This is a genomic window from Rickettsia parkeri (genome assembly GCF_051427245.1).
Lineage (GTDB): Bacteria > Pseudomonadota > Alphaproteobacteria > Rickettsiales > Rickettsiaceae > Rickettsia > Rickettsia rickettsii.
Genome location: NZ_CP195774.1, coordinates 1,224,800 through 1,245,448, shown reverse-complemented (window position 1 = coordinate 1,245,448; position 20,649 = coordinate 1,224,800). Strand labels below are relative to the sequence as shown.

Here is a 20,649-nt window from a genome sequence, read left to right as displayed (position 1 = left end):
TGTTGCGTAGATCGATAAAACCTACTTGATGTCATCCCCGCCTATGCGGGAATGACATAAAACGATCTGTGCAACAAAAAGCCTAAATTTTCTGGCAATGACGCATTTATAAGCTAAAAAGGAGGTTTTTATGTCAAAAAATAAAAATATAACAGATAAACCTAGTATACCTATCCCATGGCTTAAGTCTTTTGATCTTACGACAACAATAAATAATATTATATCAAAACAACTATTTATGTCCACAAGTTCCGAGGCACAAGAAGAATTAGAGCTTAGCGATAATGATAAAAGACCTAACCCTAGTTGTTGTGAGTTATTGTAGAATCCATATTCATTTTTTAAAACTGTACAAAATAGAAAATTAATTTATATTTTGTATATGGTTGATATGGTCGTTGGGTGGTTGCAATTTTTCTATTGTCACCCCGTGGTTTGACCACGGGGTCCAGTAAAAATGACCACACAAAATGTTGTTTATATAGATCCCGCGATCAAGTCGTGGGATGATAACCTAATTGCCGATCAAGTCACGGTATGACACATTACAAAACTATATAACAAAAAACTATTTATGTTAAAGATAAAACAGGAAATATATAAAAATAGCTTACAAATAATATTAAAATTGCTGTTTGCTTTGCTATGTTTTTTTATAATATTATTTCCGTTAGTGAGTTATAAAATAAATATTCAAAGCAGAATCTTTCCGGCGATGGAAATTATATTTATTTATTATTTTATGTCGTTATATTCCTTAAATATTTTTAGCATATTTTTTCTCGGTCTATTTATAGATCAAATAAGTGGTATGCCTATCGGTACAAATTCGCTAGTTTTTTTATCGGCATATACGATTTATAAATTATCTTCAAAATATTTTGTAGCTAAAAACTATTTAATAAATTTCATTATTTTTTGCGTTTATTGTTTATTTATATTGAATTTTAAATATTTACTAATAAAAATCAAGAAGCTAGAAGCAGACGGATATTTAATAATTTTCTTTCAATTTTTAACAACTATATTTTCTTATAATATAATTCGTCTTATACTTGACTCTCCTATGAATTACTTTAAAAAGTATGCTAAATAAGACAATACTACATGGTGAGTTAATTTCACGAAGAGCCTTTATAATCGGATTAGGTAAACTCGGATTTTTATCGTTGCTTGGAATAAGAATGTTTTATTTACAGCTTATTAAAAGCGAAGAATATAAGACTTTATCGGATAAGAATCGTATTAATTTTGTTGTACTTCCACCGACTAGAGGAAGAATTTACGATTTAGACGGCAATATTTTAGCTACTAATAAACCATGTTATCAGCTAGTAATAGATAGAAGCATTAATAATAATTATAGGGATGAATTAGAAATAATTAGTAATATTCTAAATTTATCTCCGGAAAAATATAATTATATTAAGCAAAAAATTAAAAAATCTAGTCGCCACACTCCTTTAATAATATTTGATCAGCTTGATTGGCAGCAAGTATCAATGATTGAAGAACAAAAGCATAAACTCGCTTCAATATTTATTGATATAGGTTATTTAAGGTTTTATCCTTTTTCAAGCGTTACTTCTCATTTAATCGGTTATCTTGGTCAAATAAATGAGCACGAGAAGCAGGAATTAAATATACATAGTTTAAGCGATTTTAATATCGGTAAATCCGGTATTGAAAAATATTACGATAACAAACTAAGAGGAGCATTTGGTTATAAAAAAGTTGAAGTAAACGCTTACGGTAAGCAGGTAAGAGAAATAGCAGGAACCCCTACTAAATCGGGTGAAGATATGCATTTAAATATCGATGTGTCTCTTCAGCAAAATATCCAGCAATATTTAAATCCTAAAGGTTCTTCGGCAATAGTTATGGATACTAAAACCGGAAATGTACTAATTTGTGCTTCCACTCCGGGTTTTGAATCAAATCATTTCAGTAAATTATCGGAAAATTATTGGCAAAGTTTAACGAGTGATCCTTATAAGCCTTTAATTAATAAGGTAATACAAAATTCTTATCCTCCAGGCTCGGTTTTTAAAATAATTACCGTACTTGCAGCCCTTGAAGTAGGCATTAATCCTAATAAAACCGTTTTTTGCGACGGTAGCTCTGCTCTTGGTACTAATAGCTTTAGATGTTGGAATCATAGCGGACACGGAACGTTAGATATGATGTCTGCTTTAAAGCATTCTTGTAATATTTATATGTATGAATTAGCAAGAATAGTAGGTCCGGATAAAATTCTTGAAGTTGCAAGAGAATTTGGCCTCGGTTCAAAAACCGTATTGATTTAGCTCCTGAAAGTAGCGGGTTTGTACCGTCAAAAGAGTGGAAAAAGAAAAAATTAAAGCTTCCTTGGTCAATAGGAGATAGTTTTAATTTAGCAATCGGACAGGGGTTTCTAGGGGTAACGCCGATGCAGCTTGCAAGGTTTATTACAGCTATTGCAAGTAACGGTAAACTGTATACGCCTAGAATATTAAAAAATGATCCGGAATTTTATAATGTCAATATTAAGCCCGAAAATATCACAATAATCCAAGAAAGTTTGTATAATACCGTTAATGTTGCGGGAGGTACGGCGTATTATAATAGAATTTTAGGCAAAAATAGGCAGCTCGCTGGTAAAACCGGTACTTCGCAGGTGCAAGGCAAACTAAATGCTAAAGATGATTTAAGTCGTAAATCTATTGCTTGGGAGAGGCGTAATCATGCCTTATTCTTAGGCTTCGCTCCTTATCACGATCCTAGTTATTCCATTACCGTCTTTATTGATCATGGCGGAGGCGGTAGTAAAGCCGCCGCCCCTGTAGCTCGTAAAATTATGTCGGACGTGTTGGATAAGTATTTATAGCTTTTTTCAGTTTGTAGTTTGTGCTATTATGTGTCGTAATGTGTTATTAATTAAAGATAGGTCACAAGATGGCAAGACTGAATTTAACTATTCCGGACGAACTAAATAATAGTTTAGCATAGTCAGCAAAAACTTAGACAGATCAAAAGGGTATATATAGTACGTAAAGCAATTGAATATTATCTACAGGAAATACAAGAAGATTCAGAAGATGCAAAATTGCTTTGCAAAGAATTAATGCCCCTGATTTTAAAACTTACACTACTGACAAAGTGATGGAATGGTTAAAAAAGAAAAATGTTTAAAGTTATATGAGAAAATAAGGCATGTGCAGAATTAGCTGAATTGTGTGGTATCCAGAAAACAACTTAAAATACTAATATTATTAGTATTTTTAATTAGACCCCGTGATCAAGGAACTAGGTGACAATGGCAAAACTGATCCACACGGATAATGCTAGCTTTATATAATTATATCTTAACTCATATCAAAAAATACTTTATTTTAGTTAGTAGTTTGTGTTATTAATAACTAGGCTTTGCATGCGGAAAATTAAATTAATCTATTTTTTGTTGTAAATCATAAGATTTTTTTGAAATAGGAATAACTATTATTGCAAAAATCTTATTAATTTTCTTTTACAAAACCTAGGAATTATTATAGAGGTATATATATGTCTAAGAAAAAGCAGGACGATCAAATAATAAAAGAATTAGAAGAAAGACTAGCAAAACTTAAAGGCACTCCTCCATCACTTGAAGAATTAGAAGAAAGGTTTGCAAAGCTCCAAGATAGACCTTATATCCCCACAAAAAAATCCAGTAATGAAGTAGACGATCTAATTGAGCAGCTGCAATCTGAGCTTAAACTAGAACAAAAAAGTAAAAGCCTTAATGATCAAAAAGACCAAGCAATACGTGATAGGCTAGATAAATTAAGAGAAGACAGTCCTATAACGCAAAAAAAGACACCTATAGATCTTTCTTTTAATGATACTAAATCAATAATTACCGATACTATAGATGCTCAGGCAGATATAGCTAGTTCATATGCTAATCGCTCTACCGAGTTAGAGGAGAAAAAAGCATTACTCCATTTAGCTCATAATCTAACTGAAGCGAGAGATATTATAAGGGATATACCCCCTATATCTAAAGAATATGCGCCTAAACTATTAGATGTTATTGCTAGTTGGTTAGGTAAAATTTATGAAGGAATAAAGAAAATAGCTTCGCCTGCAGTTAATATTATAAAAGAAATAGGTAGTAGTCTTGTTAATTCGATTAAATCACTTCCTCACCAATCTTCCAAGCAACAAATAAAATTAAAGAAGTTATATAGAACATATGTTGATTTGAAAGGAATAAAGCCAAAGATAAAAGAAGAGTTTCTTAAAAAACATTATGAGCGAATTGATCAGCTACAAACTCCTAAGGAAATATTTGTAGAAACTGCCAAAATTACTCAATCTATAAGGATAGCCGGAAAACAAAAGATAAATACTCTTAAACAACAACAAATTATTAATAGAATGAAGCAGCAAAGTCCTACTGCTTTTATAAATAATAATTCATTTACACCGTCTAATACTCCTACTAATAAAGCAAAGTCTTCCAAGAGCAACCAAAGGTAAATGCTATGTTCTTCCTGTGAAAGCAGGCATCTAGAAAAATAACCCTTAATATTGGACAAAATTATACCTTTAACAAAATAAGCATATAAAAAATTTTTTATATGTTTTACTGGATTCCCGCTTTCGCGGGAATGACATAAAGAGCATTTACTGATCCACGCAACAATGCCACGCGGGGATGACATACTGAATGTTCGTATAAGGACCAAGGTATTTAAAGATTATTCTACTCCTTTCATTCCGCTTGTCTTAGCTTTATCAAACGAAGTATCTTTAATTGCTGCTTCGGTAAAATCGGCATTTGTTAGGTCGGAGTTATTAAAGCCCGCCTGATCAATTTTAGCTGATTTAAATATACTATCTGTTAATATTGAGTGTGAAAAATCTGTTTTAGTAAGTATTGCTGCAGAAAAATTAGCCTCTTTTAAAATGGAATTTTTTATTACCGTATTTGTTAGGTTAGCATTTTTAAAGATACTATTTGAAAAATCTACTCTATCAAATATTAAGTTGCTCAAGTCAAAATTTGTTAAATTCATATTTGCTAAGTGAGTTATTTTTTGCAAATCTTTTACCGAATTTATTACTATATTATTTGGTAGAATTTTGCTCGAATTATCACTATTTAAAATAATATTATTAGAAACATTAGTATTAATAAAACCGGAATACGCTTGGTAGTTAATATTATTTATTTGCGAATTAGAAAGGACGGAGTTAATAACCGCAGTATTTGTTAGAGTGGAATTTATTAGAGCTACTTGGTTTAAATTGCCTAAAGTAATTTTAACATCTGAAAAATTTACGTTTTGTATTAAAGATTTAGAAAAATTTATATTATTAAATTGTCCGTTAGTTATAGTTGAGTTTATTATTTCACTGCTGTTTAAGTCAGTATTAATCACTATAAATTGTTTAAAATCATTATTGCTAAAAATATTATTAGTATAGCTAATATTATCTAAAGTAATATTTGAGCCTTTAGTTTTATTAATCCTTACAAAATTAGCATTACTATTTTTTATTGATAAAGTATTAAATTTATTATCGTTTAGACTCATATTATTTAATATCGCATTATTGATTTTAAAATGCTTTAAAACTGAACTACTAATTGTACTATTTTGTAAATCACATTTAGTAAGGCTAATATTTTGTAATGTTGAATCTTGAAAGGAAGCGTATGAAAAGCAAGAGTTATTACTTTGTACGTTATTAAAATTTACTTTATTAAAAATACTTTGTGTGAAGTTAGAATCCTTAATTATTACTGCTGTTAATGTAGTTTGACTTAGGTTGCTAGATTCAAAATAATTATTAGTAAAATTGGTATTATCTATTATACTTTTTTCTAAATTCGTACCGTAAAATATTGAATTTGTTATATTAGTATTTTTAAAGCTATTATTCTGTAGGTTAGATTTTTGAAAATTAACGCCGTCGATAGTATTATTGTTCCATAATACATGACTAAATTTAGAATTTTCAAAGTTGACATTTATTATAGTAGTTTTATTAAAAGCAGTATCGCTAAAATTTGATTGAACAAAATTTGTATTTTGTAATGTTATATTGTGAAAAATTGAACCTTGAAAGTCAGAATTATATCCGGAAATATTTTTTATTACCGAATCTGCAAAATTACTTTCTTGAATTATAGCATTTGTAAGTATTGCTTTGTCTAAATTGCTACCTGCAAAATCAGCACGTAATATTTCGCAGGAAGTCAAATCTATTCCTGATAAATCTTCATTTATTAGCTGTACTCCTATTAATTTTACTCCTTTTAAATTTGAACCGAACTTCTCTTTAAGGTTCACTTTAAGGTTTTTAGAATTTTGCGATATTATATAATTCCGAATTACCGTGCTTTGGCTATCCGTAAGTAATCCGTTCGCATCACGAGTAGATTCGGAGCAGCTGCTTAATAACAAATAAATCGTAATTATTGATATGACTTTAAGCATTTGCTTCCTCATATTCTTCGTCATTTATTCTATTTGTAGGAGGTATATGTAAGCTTAATAATTTTAATTTACGATGCAAAGCCGATCTTTCCATACCGACAAATGAGGATGTTTTTGAAATATTATTATTAAAACGACTCATTTGTGCCGATAGATATTGACGCTCAAAAACTTCTCTAGCTTCTCTAAGTGGCATAGATAACATATCAAAGCTATCTTCAAGTTTTGTAAGATTAGCACTATTTGCTAATATTTCAGAAGGTATCATATAAGGTTTTATAATTTCATTATTACCTGTAGTTAACGGATTCATAATTAAAGTCCATTCAACAACGTTACGTAATTGTCTAATATTGCCCGGCCATTCATAGGATTGAAGAGCAGCGATAGTTTCATCGGCAAAGCTACGTTCTTTTAAACCTGAAAATTTTGAAAGTTGCTTAACAAAATACTTAACGAGTAGCGGTATATCTTCTTTTCTTTCATATAATGAAGGTACTTTTAGAGAGGATACATTAAGGCGATAATATAGATCTTCTAGGAATTTGCCGTTATTAACTTCATCTTGGATATTTTTAGAAGTACCGGTGATAATTTTTATATCAATTTTAATATTTTTTCCGCAAGGTTTTGTAATAGTTTGATCTTTAAGGAATTTTAATAATTTTACTTGGATAGGAATAGGAATATTACTGACCTCATCTATATATAAAGTACCGTTATTGGCAAATTCTAAGATAGTAGGGCGTTTATTATTTGCCTGCTTTTCCGATTCGCCGAATAATTCTTGATTGATTTTTTCCGTAGTCATACAGGTAGGGCTGAAAATAATGAACGGATTATTAACCCTTTTAGATTGTTTATGAATTAATCTTGCTGCAAGTTCTTTACCGCTACCGACTTTACCGTGAATCATTATACGACTGCTAGAGGTAGCTGCCTTTGCTATTGCCATTTTATATTTTAAAGTCACCGAACATTCGCCTACTAATTCAGTTTTATCTATAACCTTTGATTTTAAATCTATATTTTCGCGTTTTAACTTTGTTACTTCACAAGCTCTTGTAAGTAAAATAACTAATTTATCATTATTAAACGGTTTTTCTATATAATCGTAAGCACCCATTTTTATAGCATTTACTGCTGTTTCTATAGTACCGTGACCGCTAATAATTATTACCGGAATTAAAGGATAGCGTTTTTTTATTATCTCTAAAATCCCAAGTCCGTCAATTTCGCTTCCTTGAAGCCAAATATCAAGTATAACTGCAGAGACCGGTTTTTCGGAAAGTATTTTAAGGGCTTGAGTACTATTAGCGGCAACCTTAGGGTTAAAACCTTCATCTTTCAAATTTGCAGCAATGAGATTTCGTATACTCTCTTCATCGTCTACTATTAAAACATCTAGTTGTGACATTACAATTTACCTTAAAAATATTAATACTAGGTTCTTGCGTACGATTGCTAATTGATTTAATATTTTACGATATTTTTTGCTGCAAATTATAAGATTTTTGAAAGAATTAGTTATTCATATTTCAGAAAAAATCTTATAATTTGCAGCAAAAAATATCGTAAAATATTAAATCAATTAGCAATCGTACGCAAGAACCTAAATATATACGTTAATGCCGAATGTAAAAGAAAGCAACATTTTTTTATAACATTTTTGTCACAATAGCTATTTATAATGTAAAGGTTGGCTAAGATTACATAATATTAAAATTATTTAAGGAATTTTAATTAATTTTATTTGCAGTTTGTAGTGTTATAAATGATTATATATAATGAGAGGGGTAGGAGATATCCAAGTCGTCATTGCGAGCGACCGTAGGGAGCGTGGCAATCTCATGAAATAATAACAAGCTCCTGAGATTGCTTCGTCAATTACTTCGTAATTTCCTCGCAATGACGATGACGATTGTGTATCCAACAGTAAAACCGATTTTAAAAATTATGCTTAACATCTTTTTAATTATTATTTCATTATTTATTTGCTTAATAACCTACCTATTTATCAGCAAAACGGATATTTTTACAAATTTATTGATTTTAAATAGTTTCACGACTTTAGCTAGTGTATTGATTTGTTGTTTAGGTTTATACTCAGGCAATAGTTCATATTTGGATATAGCAATTATTTATTTTCTTCTAAGCTTTATAGCAACAAACGGATATTTAAAATATTTCATAAATGAATCGAATGAAAACAAAACAGATTGATAGACATCTTGCCAAATTCGCTTATAGAGAGGAATTTGTAGGAGACACGAAACGCAGCACCGCAGAGTACACAAGCGTACGTGAGGATGCGAGTATCGGATCGACGCACAAATTACCTCTAGAAGTAGAAGAGTTTGGGAAGATGTCTAATACGGTAATTTTAGGATGCGGTCTTAGCGGCATGTTAACGGCGCTTTCTTTTGCACAAAAGGGTATAAAAACTACTATATTCGAGAGTAAATCGGTAAAAAGCCCAGAGTTTTTTAAAGATATAAGAACTACTGCTTTAACGCCGCATTCTAAAAATTTCTTATTCTCTATTGATATATGGGAAGAGCTTGAGAAGTTTGTAGCAGAAATGCAAGACATATATGTAGTAGATAATCAGGCTTCAGAGATATTAGACTTACGAAATGACGCTGACGCTGTACTTGGATATGTGGTTAAGAATAGCGACTTTAAAAAAATGCTATTGTCAAAAATAACTAATAATCCGTTGATAACATTAATTGATAATAATCAATATCAAGAGGTTATAAGCCATAATGACTACTCGATTATAAAATTTGATGATAACCAAATTAAGTGTAATTTATTAATTATATGTGACGGAGCAAATTCAAAAGTGAGGTCTCATTACTTTGCTAATGAAATTGAGAAACCTTATCAAACTGCTCTTACATTTAATATTAAGCATGAAAAGCCGCATGAAAATTGTGCTATGGAGCATTTCCTGCCGCTTGGTCCTTTTGCTTTGCTGCCTTTAAAAGATCAATATGCTTCATCCGTAATATGGTCAACTTCTTCTGATCAGGCTGCTTTAATTGTTAATTTGCCTGTAGAAGAAGTTAGGTTTTTAACTCAAAGAAATGCCGGTAATTCCCTAGGTAAAATTACTATTGATAGTGAGATTAGTAGCTTTCCACTAAAAGCCCGTATAGCAAATAGATATTTTCATAACCGTATAGTGCTTATTGCCGACACTGCCCACACAGTACATCCACTAGCCGGACAAGGGCTTAATCAGGGCATAAAGGATATAGAGATTTTGAGTATGATAGTTAGTAATAATGGCACATTACAAGAATATCAAAAGTTAAGGCAAGAGGATAATTTTATTATGTATAAGCTGACTGATGAGTTAAATAATATTTTTTCAAATTATTCCAAAAATTTAAGATGTTTAAGACAAATAGGATTTAAGGTGATCAATAATTTTAAACCTGTAAAAAACTTGATTACTAGCTATGCGATGGGGAAGAGGTGAGTGTTCTTTTGTATCATTTCTAGCTAGTTCTGATGTCATTCCCGCGAAAGTGGGAATCCAGTAATCAAGAATCGATAAAAGCATTGTTTGTTTATACTTTTTAAAAGATGGATTCCCGCTTTCACGGGAATGACATAGAATGTGAAATAACATAGAACATAATTTTATGAGATATGCATGAGTAAAGAAAATTTAAGCAGTAAATCATCTATTAATACTCCTGAAGAAGGAATAAAAAATTCAGCAGAAGATAATAAGCTTAAATCTTCAATAAATACCCCTGAAAGAGTAGAGCTGTTAGAAGCAGCACAAACAAAAGCTTCTGAGCCTTCACAGGAGAACGGCAATCGTAAAATAAGCCAGCAGGAAAAAGAACGCTGCAAGAGGATACGGCACTTTACGGTGCTAGAGTTGCTCGTGCCGGAATCGCTGCAAGTGGAGTAGCAATCGAAGTGGTACAGGAGGGCAGTAAAGTTATCGCTAGTCCTACTCATATTAGTAGAAGGAGTAATTAACGTTGGAGAAAAAGTAGCAAAAGCTTATGATCCGGTTGATACACTTCAGCAAGGTGCAAAAATTAAAGAGAAAGGTCCCCCAAGTCCCGGTTTAGCCGATAAGGCATTAAATAAAATCATGACACTACCCGGTGGTGAAACTGCAGCAAATGTTCTAGAGAAAACATATAAAACATTAGGTAGTAAAGCAGTAAGACGTGCGGCTAGAATTGGCGGCGTTGCAGTATCGTTAGTCCTGAATCCCACTCCCGTCGGGGTTGGGCTTGCTGCACTTTCTTTATCAACCGTTGCTTACAATGTTGGAAAAGAAACTTTAGAAGTAAAAGAAGATAAGCGTTTAGATAGAAAGAAAAAACTTTAGAAAATATTAAAGCTAATTATGTGAAGCAATCAGAGTTAGTAGTTACTACTCGAATAGATAAAGCAAAAGATAGCCCTGAACTTAAAAATGTCTTGGATACTCAATTAGCTAAAATTTACCAAGAAAAAGTTGAATCTGAAAAATTAAATATAACTAGAACTAAAGAGATTTTAAAAGCAAGATACTACCTTAGAGACGGTATCTTTAGTAGCACAAGTAAGCTTTGTAGGCGGTATTATAGGCGGTTTGGTAGCAGGTGCTATTGGAGGAGGAGCGGAGCTAATGTAATAGGTGAAGGAGATGCTAATTTAGTGCGTATGGAGCGAAAAAAAGATAAAATAAATAGTTTAAAACATCAATAGGAAATTATGAAGATAAGAAAGACTTGCTTGAAAAAGAAAGGCAAGCAAAAATAGATACCAAAGCATTAGAAGAATTTTTAACTATACCCCCTAAAATTGATCAATTAAGTGAAGGGCAGCTAAGAGAGCATTTTAATGTAACTAGAGCAAAGGTTGCAGCGAGACCTGAATTTGCTCCTCCTGCTGAAAAAACTAATTTTGAAAAAGTTAAATCGGCAGTAAAAGTAGGAGTCGGTTATTTTGTTGAATCACAATTTGGTGATTTAAAAGAAATGTACGGTAAAAAAGAAGAAATATTTCAATCTTTTATAACTCCAAATGTTAGTAATAAAGTAAAACCTGAGCAAAATAAAGCTCATGAGCAAGCCAACATATGCAAGAGAATTTGTCACGTGGCAAGGGGGTTCGTTATGGTGCTAGCGCACCATCATCACAATCAACACCAAATGCTTCTAAACACCATGAATCTTCAAGAGGATTTTAATTGTTAATAAAGACTTATAATTATCTTATAGAGATTATATCTTGCCGCAGAGATGTTTAAGCGGTGCGGAAATACTAGGGGGAGGGGAGCGGTGAATTTTGTAGCGATTGTTGGAAGAAGCTAGAGTTTATAGCAAGACCCTATTGTAGTATATGTGGACAAAGATTTAGTATAAAAATCTTAGATAACTGCATTTGTGGTTATAGCAACAAACCTAATTATGAGTTTGCTCGCAGCTTATTTAAGTGTAATGAGCATAGCAAAAAAATAGTTCATCAGTTTAAATATTAAGATAAGACGATATTTGCTAAGACCTTTGCTAAGCTTTTATATAATAGATATAGCAGTGAGGATATAAAAGATATTGATTTAATCATACCTGTACCTACGAATGTATAATCCTGCTCATATTTTAGCTATGGAAATTGCAAAAGTTACCGATAAAATGTTAAAAGCTGAGATTTTAACTAAAGCAAAATGGACTAAGTCTCAGACTTTTCTCCCACGAAAACAACACAAAAATAATATAAAGGGTAGTATCAAATTTAACACAAAGTATAATATTGTAAGTAAAAAAATCTTATTAGTCGATGATGTCGTTACCACTGCTGTTACTATAAATGAATGTGCTAAAATTTTACGACAAGCCGGGGGTGGCGTCGGTAAAAGTCTTAAGTGTTTCTATGACATAACGTTATTGCAAGGGGACATGGTTGTGTGTATCGAAAAACACACTCGATGTCATCCCTTGGCTTGACCACGGGATCCAAAAAATAATAAAAATTTTTATTATTTTTAACTGGACCCCATGGTCAAGGCACGGGGTAACACAGAAGGTAACTTATGCAAAATGAAATAAAAAAAGTTTGTGTTATTGGTGCGGGAGTAATGGGTTCAGGGATTGCAGCGTTAATTGCTAATTCCTCTTATAAAATAGTGCTGCTTGATATTATCGCTAAAGATTCCGATGATCCTAATAAAATAGTTAACACCGCTAAAGAAAATTTGCATAAACAAAAACCTCCACCTCTACCTTTATCTTTTCCTGATAGAGCAAATTTCATTACCATCGGTAATTTAGAATATGATTTAGATTTAATTAAAGAATGTGATTTAGTGATTGAAGTTATTGTTGAGAAGTTAGAAATCAAACACCAATTATATAATAAAATTATTCCTTATCTTAAAGAAGATGCAATTATTGCTTCTAATACCTCTACATTACCGCTTGAAAGACTCAAAGAGAATTTACCAGATAATATTAAATCTAGGTTCGTTATTACGCATTTCTTCAATCCGCCAAGATAATATGGAACTGCTTGAGTTAATTATAGACCCTATGATAAAGGCTGAAGTAATAGAAAGAGTATCAGAGTTCTTAACGAAAACGCTTGGTAAAATTATAGTAAAATGTAATGATACGCCTGGTTTTATTGCTAATAGAGTAGGGTATTTTTTACTTGAATTAGTAGCCCGTAAAGCGATAAGTCAGAATCTTGATGTTGCTACTATAGATAAAATATTTACTACATTTTTGGGGTTGCCGAGTACCGGAATTTTCGGTTTATATGATCTAATCGGGTATGACGTAATGAAGTTAATTTCAAGTTCATTACTTGCCTCTCTTCCTGCAAATGATGCTTATCATAAAATAATATGTAAAGACCCCTGTTCTTGATAAGATGATAGAGAAGCAGTTAATTGGACGTAAAGGTGACGGTGGATTTGATCGTTTATCGGTATCAAATGGCAAAAAGATTAAAGAAGTTATCAATATAAACGACTTATCATATAGTCCTGTTCAAAAAGTAGATATTTTAATCTTGATGCGCTTCTTGTAAGTGATTCGGTTTACGGAAATTTTTTACTGAAATTATCACGGAATTTTATGTTTATTTAGCAGGTCTAGTTCCGTCGGTTACGGATAATATTTATGATATCGATGCTGCTATGAAGCTTGGTTACAGCTGGAAATATGGTCCATTTGAATTATTAACTATAGCGGCTAAAAACGGTTGGAATTCGGTAATTAAAAATGCCGATTTAATGCATATCCCACTTCCGCAATATTTAGCCAATAAAGAATATCAAAAAATCGATAAACAAAAATTTAATTCTCACAAAGATATTTTACAAGAAAGTCAGATAGTATTAGAGAATAGCTCGGCAAAATTAATACTTTATCAAGATGTTTTGATTTTTGTTATTACTATAAAAATGAATTGTTTAAATCATGAGGTGTTTTATTTACTACAAGAAGCAGCAAGTAAAGCCGAAAATGACGGTAAAAATCTTTATATTTATCCGCAAGGAAATAATTTTTCTGCCGGTGCTGATTTAAAACTTCTTCTGTCTTATATTGAAGATAAGAATTTTCACGATCTAGAGAATTTACTAAAGCTGGGACAGCAAACCATGCTCCACTTAAAATATTCCTCTGTACATGTTATTAGCTTGTGGTCTTGGTGTGGCACTTGGAGGTGGATATGAGCTGTTATTGCACTCAAGCTTTATTATAGGAAATCAAAAAACTTAACGCAGGGCTTGTAGAACGTGGTGTTGGTTTAATACCCGGGTGGGGCGGTGTTACCGAAATGTTTGCTTGAAGTAATGGTAATAAAACTATAATTAGAAATATCAGCAATATTATAGAGCAGAATAAAACAAGTTCAGCCGGATTACTTTAAAGCAGATTATGATGTAGAGAATATGCACGTAAATATGAACAAGCATTATATTTTAGAGGAAGCTTTAAAATTAAACCTACCTAAAAAGATAGTACCGATTCCGCATAAAATTACTTTGCCTAAAATAAATTTAGCACAACAGCAATAGATACATCAAAATATAACGATCTACAAAATAAGGTGCTTAGCAAATTTCAAGATATTATTGATACACATAATGAAACAAATGAAGAAGAGCTACTTGCCTATGAGCAGGAAATATTTTTAGAACTTGTAAAAGATCCAAAAACTATAGAGAAGCTGAAAGTAATTGTGGGATAAACTCCTACTATGTCATTCCTGCGAAAGCAGGAATCCAGAAAAAGTAGTCTTAATATTGACAAAATAAACCTAAAAAAACAAGTTTTTTGTAGGTTTTACTGGATTCCCGCTTTTGCAGGAATGACATAAAGAGCATTTACCGGTCCACGCAACAATGCTTCACGGGAATGACATAAAAACCGTGCGGGTAATGCTACTCCACAATAATATTGCCTATAACACCACGATAGTAAGTTTGAGGGTCGTACATAGCTTCACTGTAAATAGCAGGAGTAGAGAATATGCCCTTATTAACTGCTTTGATTTTATACTGATGCGTCATTTTTTAATCAGAAATAGTACCGAAAATCATAACTCTATCATCACGATTATTTATATATATCGGTTTCCATATCATTACTTCTTGCGTGCGTTCTAATATATTTATGTGGTTGTTATCCGGTAAAAGCTCGAAGCCTGCCGGTAATAAATCAAGTAGCACCATATTGCTCAAGGTTTTATTACTACCTGAACGCATGGTGATTTCCACCGTAATATTATCACCTAATTTTACTTTGCTAATCTCTTTATTATTTTCATCGAGATATTTTTTTGTTATTTCTATGCCTTTAACTATCTCTTTATTTTCTGTTAATTGCTTATCATAGCCTGAAGTTAAAAGCTGATAGAAAAAGCCGTTACTTGAGGATGTTAAGTCGATATTCTTATTTTCTACCGACAGCTCAGCAATCATCACTTTATTGCCTGTTAAAGTAACTTCTTTATCTGTAGAGGTTACTTTAATAGTAGCCTCGTCTACATGATTTATTTTATCGGCATAGGCAAGACTTGCCATAATAGCATAGCTTGCGGATAGGCTATTATAGTTATCTTTAGCAAAAAGAGCGATATCCTGTACAATTTTTGGGTCAAAGTCTTTTAACCGTTCTGGAAAATGCATAGCAATTAAGTATAAATACTGACTATATTTTATTAGAGGATTGTAATACTGATAGTCTGTTTTTGATATAGGTTTATTTAGAGTAAATCTGTCTAATAATTTCTCCGCTTCTTCATTCATTTGCAGCATTTTATAGCTAGCTGCTAAATAAACGCTAGTCAAATCATCTTGCCATGTATTTTTATGGTACTCGTCTAAATATTTTAAAATATTTGCAATATAGCTTGTAGTAATAACGCTGTTTTGCGTCAGGATATAAACCGCATATGCCTTTTCTCTTGCTTCATCTAAGGAGTTTATTGATCTGTTAGCCATATTCTCTAAATAGTAAATACCTTGATTAAATGTATCACTTGGAACGGCTAAATATCTGTTGCTCCCTCGCTTAAGAAATGCATAGCATAAACGGAAATAAATGGATCGGAATCGTCATTAAAATTGTTCCAATATCTAAATCCACCGTCATAATTTTGACGTTCTGATAAAGTTTGAAATATTTTTGATAATGATTCATCCATTTTTTTACGATCAGTTTTAAGAATCTGAACTAGTTCTTGTTCATTATATAATAAAATATTGGCAAAATTTTGGCTTATTAATTGTTCAGTGCAACCATAAGGATAATTATCTAGGAAATCTTTAAAGCCAGAAATAATAGCTAGCGGTGATTTAGAAGCGGAAATTTGTAGTTTAGCAAATTCAGGATATACATCCCGTAAGATTTTTAAATTAGCCTTGTTGTCTGTAATAAAGCCTGTATTAACTGTTGTAACGCTTGGACTAGCAGGGCGAACGCTCGTAGTACTAGTTAATTCGGAGCTATGTACTACTGCCATAGATATTATATCCGGCTTTAGGTGATTTATAGAAGCCACAACCTTTAAATTTGCTGAACCGAGTTGATCAGTCGCTTTTAATTTAACATTAATAGTAGCTTCCTTATTTTCGTCTATCGGGATCTCTTTAGGATAATCTAATATTTTAAGTCCTTCACTTGTTTCAATATTTAGAAAAACCTGAGCATTTCCTGAATCTTTTAGGTTATTAAATATTGTTACCGGTACTGTAAATTCATCATTTGGAGCTACAAATAAAGGTAAATTTGGATTGATAATAAGATCGGATTGGACTAATAAATCAGCTTTGGAAGTTCCTATAGAGTCAAGGCTTGAGGCTACCCCTATAACTCTTAAAGTGCCGTTAAAATAGCTTGGTATATCAAATGTGACTTCTCTCTCATCAAGATCTGCTTCTAAAATTCCTGACCAAAATGCTACGGGAGGTTGGCTTTTTCTTTTAAACGGATTAAGGTTTCGAGCGACATTTATACAACCGTCTCCGGCAGGAGCCGCCATATAAGCTTTCATTAATAAAGGACGCTCAGGTAATATTAAATCCATGATTTGTAATGTTCGGACTTCCAAGGCTTTATCGTTAATAAAGTAATGAAGCGGGTCGGGAGTCTGATAACCAGCAAATGATAATATCCCTGCATCAACAGCAAATATTATTATTTTACCGGGATTTGTAGTACGGTAACGAATTGCTAGCTTTTCTCCCGATTTGATTTTTGCAGGAAGTGTTAATCCAATATCTTGTTTATGTTTATAAATGCCCGCAGTAAACGGTACTACTGCATAGCTAAACGGTGATATAAAGATTTCCGTAGCTTCTATGTCTCTTATAAATTGTACATTTACATATCCTTTACCCTCAAAGCCGCCAGGAATTTTTATTTCTTGAATGCTATTATTTTCATCAGCTTTAAACCATTCAAAATTATGTACTTTATCGGTCTCGATAGTAATTAACCCATAACCTGTATAAGGAGTTATAATATTTAAAAGAATAGTATCGCCGGCTGTATAATCATCTTTATCAAGTTTAACTTTTAAATTTGCTTTGTCTGTTAAATTAGCCGTAACATTTCCTTCACCTATTACCGAAAATTCAGCTTGGGCAAAGATTGTATCTTCTTTATCGGTTAAGTAAATAACGTAATCGCCTGCTTCTTTAGTAGGCACTTTATAAATATAACTTTCGTTTGCCGTGATATTAATTTTGTCAGAAGATATATTAGTCTCAATAGGTACTGAACTGTAAGAATAATTACCGTTACTATCTGCTACTAAGTTATTTACATAATTAATCTTTTTTAAGTTAAGAGTTAAATTAGGTGCAGCTACTTTTTCTGCTTTATTTGATATGGCTATGAATTCTATTGCCGCGCTTGTTTTTGTCTTAATATATTTTAGATCGCTATCGCTTCTAAATCCTATAATATAAGGCAGAGGTGACACTATAAGCGATTTGCTTGCGTTTACGCTTCTTCCTGAATCAGGCTCAAATCCTTCTGCTGAAAATGTTAGATTAAAAGTAGCGTTATAATATTTCTCAAGGTTAAGGTCAAAGTTTGCCGTACCTTTAGAGTCGGTAGTAATATCTCCTAAACGTTCGTAAAAAAACTCTTTATTTCCTTTGCTACTATAAAATTTATATTCTTTAAATCTAGGTACGAAAAACTCGGTAGGTCTAATATCAATAAAGCCGCTGACTTTTCTATTTTCTGCAGGAGTGCCGTAAAGATTTATGAGATTAACGGTTGCTTTAAGATCTTTTGGATTCGTCCATAGCTCATCTTGTGAGTTATTGAAGTTTATGTTTATTTTCATGCGGTCAGGCTGAAAATCACCAACCCTGACAGACACGCTATTAAGATAGTTATTGCTGCCTTTATCTCCTACTAAATATAAGCTTATATTGTATAAGCCGGTTAAGGCATCATCAAGCGTTGAGAATAAATATTCGCCGAATCCTTCTGCATCTAGAACTATTTTACTTTTATCTATTACTTTTCCTCTAGGGTTAGTTACTTGTATTTCTAAAGGTAAGCCGTCAAATTTTCCTTGCCAGTCGGTTTGTTTGAGCATAATGCCTATGTGACCTTGCTTGCTTGGTCTATAGATGCCACGATCGGAAAATAAATCAGCTTTTAACCCTTGATCAGAACTAACGGCTCCTGCTACATCAAACCGAGAATAATTAACTTGTCTATCAATTCTACTATACGGCATAAATGAAAAATCATCCTTAGTAGTTAATATATAAGCCACTGGAGTTTTTTCTTTTGAAAAATCATTTATATTTGATAAAACGGCATGTCCTTTACTATCGGTTTTGCTGCTTACTAACACCTCACCGTTAAGTCCTATAATATCTGCTTTTACGCCTCCAGCCGGTTTACCGTTACTGATATAAGAAACAAAGATATGATGCGTCCCGGTTTTATCGGTTTTTACTATACAACCAAGATCGGTAACTAAAATTAATCTTTTATCTTGAGATATAATGTTATTATTGTCTTTAGCATAAACTTTTGCTAGAAATAACCCATTGGAATAGCTGCCTGCTTCTTCTAAATTAAAATATTTACTGAAATCTAAATCGGTATAATGAGGTAAATTTAAATTTTGAGAGTTCACTATTACTTCCTCTTGAAATACCTCGGAAATATTATACTCATTAAAGGTATATTGATTTATAAAAGTCGGGTTTTGGAAAATATTATATCTATTTGTTTGGCTGATTAAATGATTAACTTCTTGCTGATTAATCTTATCGATTTCTAAATATAATTTATCTATGCCAAGTGAATATACGGGAAGCTTTCTTTCGCCGGCTAATGAAAGAATAGAACCGTCGGACATTAGCTTAACTTCTTTAGGGTTATCCGGTATTTGTACGATTTGAAAATAATCTGAGCCGAGTGTTAAATTATCCGATGTTTTAACACCTTGATTTACTTTAACAAGCAAAGCTCTTGAGGCAAACGTATCTACTTTAAAACTATGCATAGTAGTAATGCTTGGGACGGAAGATAAAAGCTCAAAATTTATTTTTTCACTCGATTTAAGAATATCATCGGTTATTTCTTTCGGATTTTGCCATTTATAGTTTTTTTGCCTGCAACTCCTAAGAAAGCCGGCTTATCCTGCGGTAATAAAAATAACTCTAAATGTTTTTTTATTTCCTCACCCGACACCGGTGTATTTGTGGTAATTATAATTATCTGTTTCGGTTTTAGTTTATCATCTTTAACAATTGTAGCAGTACTATTAGTGATTTTTAAATATGAGGATAGACTTGGAATTAATACATTTTCTTTATAAGAATATCTTATGTTATTTGGCGTCTTATTATTTGGATCTTTTACATTTTTATATGTGAAAACTTCTCCGCCATGTAGAGGTTTAACACCGTCTTTTATAATTACGGAAATTGTATCTTCTTTATCTGTAAGCGGTGGTATATTAGTAATAATCGTAGCTTCCGTATTATTGGTATTGAATTTGATAGAAAACGGTAATTTTTCTTTAGTTGAAGATTTTATAAACTCTATTCTTTCCTCTAGAGTTTTAGGATCGATAGGATAGTTAAAAGCTATTTTAGTTTGAACGAATTTTTTGGAAATATCGATATTATCCTGTAGATAATTCATTTCTTTAATAATAGGAAGTAGTGGTAAAGTCGTGAAACTTATATTATTACTTTTTAAACCGACAAAATTAGGGAATATATAATCTTCGATAGTAATCTTATAAGTTTGATGAGCTACAAAATTGTTTTCTGGAGTAAAATTTATGTTATACCACCAGCCAAATCGCCATTCTCCTTTAATATCAGGTGAAATATATATATGTAATCATTGATTTTTTTTCCGTTAAGCCCTAGCTCTCTTTGTGGCTTTGTACACCATTCTTTAATTCTAGAGTCGCAAAGGTCAATATTTAACGCATTTTGTCCTGCTAACAGATTTTCGTTAGTTAATTTAAAATATAAAGGTATTTTTTCGTTAAAGCTTGCAGCAATTAGTTGTAAATTTATTAAACATACGAAAAGAGTAAATACAAATTTGTGGAAAATATTTTTCATATCTATAGCTTATTATTTATGATAACTTCAATTATATATAAATAAAATTAAGTAAAGTAATGAATAAGGATATTTTGTTCAATATTCAAC

At 31.9% G+C, this 20,649-nt stretch carries 17 protein-coding genes and 3 pseudogenes; 17 read left to right on the top strand and 3 right to left on the bottom strand.

The window, feature by feature from the left end; genetic code table 11:
• Window positions 1-130 precede the first annotated feature (130 nt).
• From ACSFFC_RS07090 to ACSFFC_RS07075, 4 genes and pseudogenes are all read left to right on the top strand, one after another.
• Entirely contained in the window at window positions 131-325 is a 195-nt protein-coding gene (locus ACSFFC_RS07090) for a hypothetical protein (protein ID WP_014410855.1), read from the top strand.
• Window positions 326-574: 249 nt separating this feature from the next.
• Entirely contained in the window at window positions 575-1,096 is a 522-nt protein-coding gene (locus tag ACSFFC_RS07085) for a hypothetical protein (protein ID WP_014410854.1), read from the top strand.
• Window positions 1,086-2,866 (top strand): annotated as a pseudogene (gene mrdA, locus ACSFFC_RS07080) (penicillin-binding protein 2). Before ACSFFC_RS07085 ends, mrdA begins: the two are co-directional and overlap by 11 nt.
• A gap of 674 nt (window positions 2,867-3,540) precedes the next feature.
• On the top strand, window positions 3,541-4,500 hold the full coding sequence (locus ACSFFC_RS07075) for a hypothetical protein (RefSeq protein WP_014410852.1): 960 nt from the start codon (window positions 3,541-3,543) through the stop codon (window positions 4,498-4,500).
• Window positions 4,501-4,721: 221 nt separating this feature from the next.
• On the opposite strand, the gene ACSFFC_RS07070 is transcribed toward ACSFFC_RS07075, so the two are convergent.
• Both ACSFFC_RS07070 and ACSFFC_RS07065 read right to left on the bottom strand, forming a co-directional pair.
• On the bottom strand, window positions 4,722-6,467 hold the full coding sequence (locus ACSFFC_RS07070) for a pentapeptide repeat-containing protein (RefSeq protein ID WP_014410851.1): 1,746 nt from the start codon (window positions 6,465-6,467) through the stop codon (window positions 4,722-4,724).
• Window positions 6,460-7,884 carry a sigma-54-dependent transcriptional regulator gene (locus ACSFFC_RS07065; RefSeq protein WP_014410850.1) on the bottom strand — a complete coding sequence of 475 codons (1,425 nt, stop codon included), beginning with the start codon at window positions 7,882-7,884 and terminating at the stop codon, window positions 6,460-6,462. The genes ACSFFC_RS07070 and ACSFFC_RS07065 overlap by 8 nt, the downstream gene beginning before the upstream one ends.
• A 539-nt stretch (window positions 7,885-8,423) precedes the next feature.
• On the opposite strand from ACSFFC_RS07065, the gene ACSFFC_RS07060 reads away from it, so the two are divergent.
• From ACSFFC_RS07060 to ACSFFC_RS07000, 13 genes and pseudogenes are all read left to right on the top strand, one after another.
• A complete protein-coding gene (locus ACSFFC_RS07060) occupies window positions 8,424-8,690 on the top strand; it encodes a monovalent cation/H+ antiporter complex subunit F (RefSeq protein WP_012719844.1) in 267 nt (88 codons plus the stop codon).
• Window positions 8,671-9,957 carry a 2-octaprenyl-6-methoxyphenyl hydroxylase gene (gene ubiH, locus ACSFFC_RS07055; RefSeq protein ID WP_014410849.1) on the top strand — a complete coding sequence of 429 codons (1,287 nt, stop codon included), beginning with the start codon at window positions 8,671-8,673 and terminating at the stop codon, window positions 9,955-9,957. Before ACSFFC_RS07060 ends, ubiH begins: the two co-directional genes overlap by 20 nt.
• A 177-nt stretch (window positions 9,958-10,134) precedes the next feature.
• The gene (locus ACSFFC_RS07050) at window positions 10,135-10,401 is read left to right on the top strand and encodes a hypothetical protein (RefSeq protein ID WP_014410848.1); all 267 of its coding nucleotides are present in this window, start codon (window positions 10,135-10,137) and stop codon (window positions 10,399-10,401) included.
• A 189-nt stretch (window positions 10,402-10,590) separates the two neighbouring features.
• Window positions 10,591-10,833, top strand: coding sequence for a hypothetical protein (locus ACSFFC_RS07045; protein ID WP_014273606.1), 243 nt, complete (start codon window positions 10,591-10,593; stop codon window positions 10,831-10,833).
• Window positions 10,834-10,853: 20 nt separating this feature from the next.
• Window positions 10,854-11,195 (top strand): hypothetical protein, encoded by a 342-nt coding sequence (locus ACSFFC_RS07040; protein ID WP_014410847.1) that lies wholly within the window; start codon window positions 10,854-10,856, stop codon window positions 11,193-11,195.
• A 23-nt stretch (window positions 11,196-11,218) separates the two neighbouring features.
• Window positions 11,219-11,686, top strand: coding sequence for a hypothetical protein (locus ACSFFC_RS07035; protein ID WP_014410846.1), 468 nt, complete (start codon window positions 11,219-11,221; stop codon window positions 11,684-11,686).
• 119 nt (window positions 11,687-11,805) lie between these two features.
• A pseudogene (locus tag ACSFFC_RS07030) lies at window positions 11,806-11,970 on the top strand (ComF family protein); the annotation flags it as partial.
• A 100-nt stretch (window positions 11,971-12,070) separates the two neighbouring features.
• A complete protein-coding gene (locus tag ACSFFC_RS07025; protein ID WP_012719840.1) occupies window positions 12,071-12,436 on the top strand; it encodes a ComF family protein in 366 nt (121 codons plus the stop codon).
• Window positions 12,437-12,522: 86 nt separating this feature from the next.
• On the top strand, window positions 12,523-12,987 hold the full coding sequence (locus tag ACSFFC_RS07020) for a 3-hydroxyacyl-CoA dehydrogenase family protein (RefSeq protein ID WP_014410845.1): 465 nt from the start codon (window positions 12,523-12,525) through the stop codon (window positions 12,985-12,987).
• 1 nt (window position 12,988) lies between these two features.
• Window positions 12,989-13,357, top strand: coding sequence for a 3-hydroxyacyl-CoA dehydrogenase family protein (locus ACSFFC_RS07015; protein WP_014410844.1), 369 nt, complete (start codon window positions 12,989-12,991; stop codon window positions 13,355-13,357).
• A 4-nt stretch (window positions 13,358-13,361) separates the two neighbouring features.
• Complete coding sequence (locus tag ACSFFC_RS07010) at window positions 13,362-13,520, top strand: hypothetical protein (RefSeq protein WP_014410843.1); 159 nt, start codon at window positions 13,362-13,364, stop codon at window positions 13,518-13,520.
• Window positions 13,521-13,629: 109 nt separating this feature from the next.
• Window positions 13,630-14,169 (top strand): Clp protease/crotonase-like domain-containing protein, encoded by a 540-nt coding sequence (locus tag ACSFFC_RS07005; protein ID WP_041472223.1) that lies wholly within the window; start codon window positions 13,630-13,632, stop codon window positions 14,167-14,169.
• Between the two features lie 377 nt (window positions 14,170-14,546).
• Entirely contained in the window at window positions 14,547-14,687 is a 141-nt protein-coding gene (locus tag ACSFFC_RS07000; protein WP_231282932.1) for a hypothetical protein, read from the top strand.
• Between the two features lie 193 nt (window positions 14,688-14,880).
• On the opposite strand, the pseudogene ACSFFC_RS06995 reads toward ACSFFC_RS07000, so the two are convergent.
• Window positions 14,881-20,559, bottom strand: a pseudogene (locus tag ACSFFC_RS06995) (alpha-2-macroglobulin family protein).
• Window positions 20,560-20,649: the final 90 nt, after the last annotated feature.

Coding starts and splice junctions, on each gene's coding strand:
- ACSFFC_RS07065 (WP_014410850.1), bottom strand. CDS start 7,884: ATGTCACAACTAGATGTTTTAATAGTAGACGATGAAGAGAGTATACGA.
- ACSFFC_RS07050 (WP_014410848.1), top strand. CDS start 10,135: ATGAGTAAAGAAAATTTAAGCAGTAAATCATCTATTAATACTCCTGAA.
- ACSFFC_RS07045 (WP_014273606.1), top strand. CDS start 10,591: ATGACACTACCCGGTGGTGAAACTGCAGCAAATGTTCTAGAGAAAACA.
- ACSFFC_RS07070 (WP_014410851.1), bottom strand. CDS start 6,467: ATGCTTAAAGTCATATCAATAATTACGATTTATTTGTTATTAAGCAGC.
- ACSFFC_RS07015 (WP_014410844.1), top strand. CDS start 12,989: ATGGAACTGCTTGAGTTAATTATAGACCCTATGATAAAGGCTGAAGTA.
- ACSFFC_RS07090 (WP_014410855.1), top strand. CDS start 131: ATGTCAAAAAATAAAAATATAACAGATAAACCTAGTATACCTATCCCA.
- ACSFFC_RS07005 (WP_041472223.1), top strand. CDS start 13,630: ATGAAGCTTGGTTACAGCTGGAAATATGGTCCATTTGAATTATTAACT.
- ACSFFC_RS07025 (WP_012719840.1), top strand. CDS start 12,071: ATGTATAATCCTGCTCATATTTTAGCTATGGAAATTGCAAAAGTTACC.
- ubiH (WP_014410849.1), top strand. CDS start 8,671: ATGAAAACAAAACAGATTGATAGACATCTTGCCAAATTCGCTTATAGA.
- ACSFFC_RS07010 (WP_014410843.1), top strand. CDS start 13,362: ATGATAGAGAAGCAGTTAATTGGACGTAAAGGTGACGGTGGATTTGAT.
- ACSFFC_RS07075 (WP_014410852.1), top strand. CDS start 3,541: ATGTCTAAGAAAAAGCAGGACGATCAAATAATAAAAGAATTAGAAGAA.
- ACSFFC_RS07060 (WP_012719844.1), top strand. CDS start 8,424: ATGCTTAACATCTTTTTAATTATTATTTCATTATTTATTTGCTTAATA.
- ACSFFC_RS07020 (WP_014410845.1), top strand. CDS start 12,523: ATGCAAAATGAAATAAAAAAAGTTTGTGTTATTGGTGCGGGAGTAATG.
- ACSFFC_RS07085 (WP_014410854.1), top strand. CDS start 575: ATGTTAAAGATAAAACAGGAAATATATAAAAATAGCTTACAAATAATA.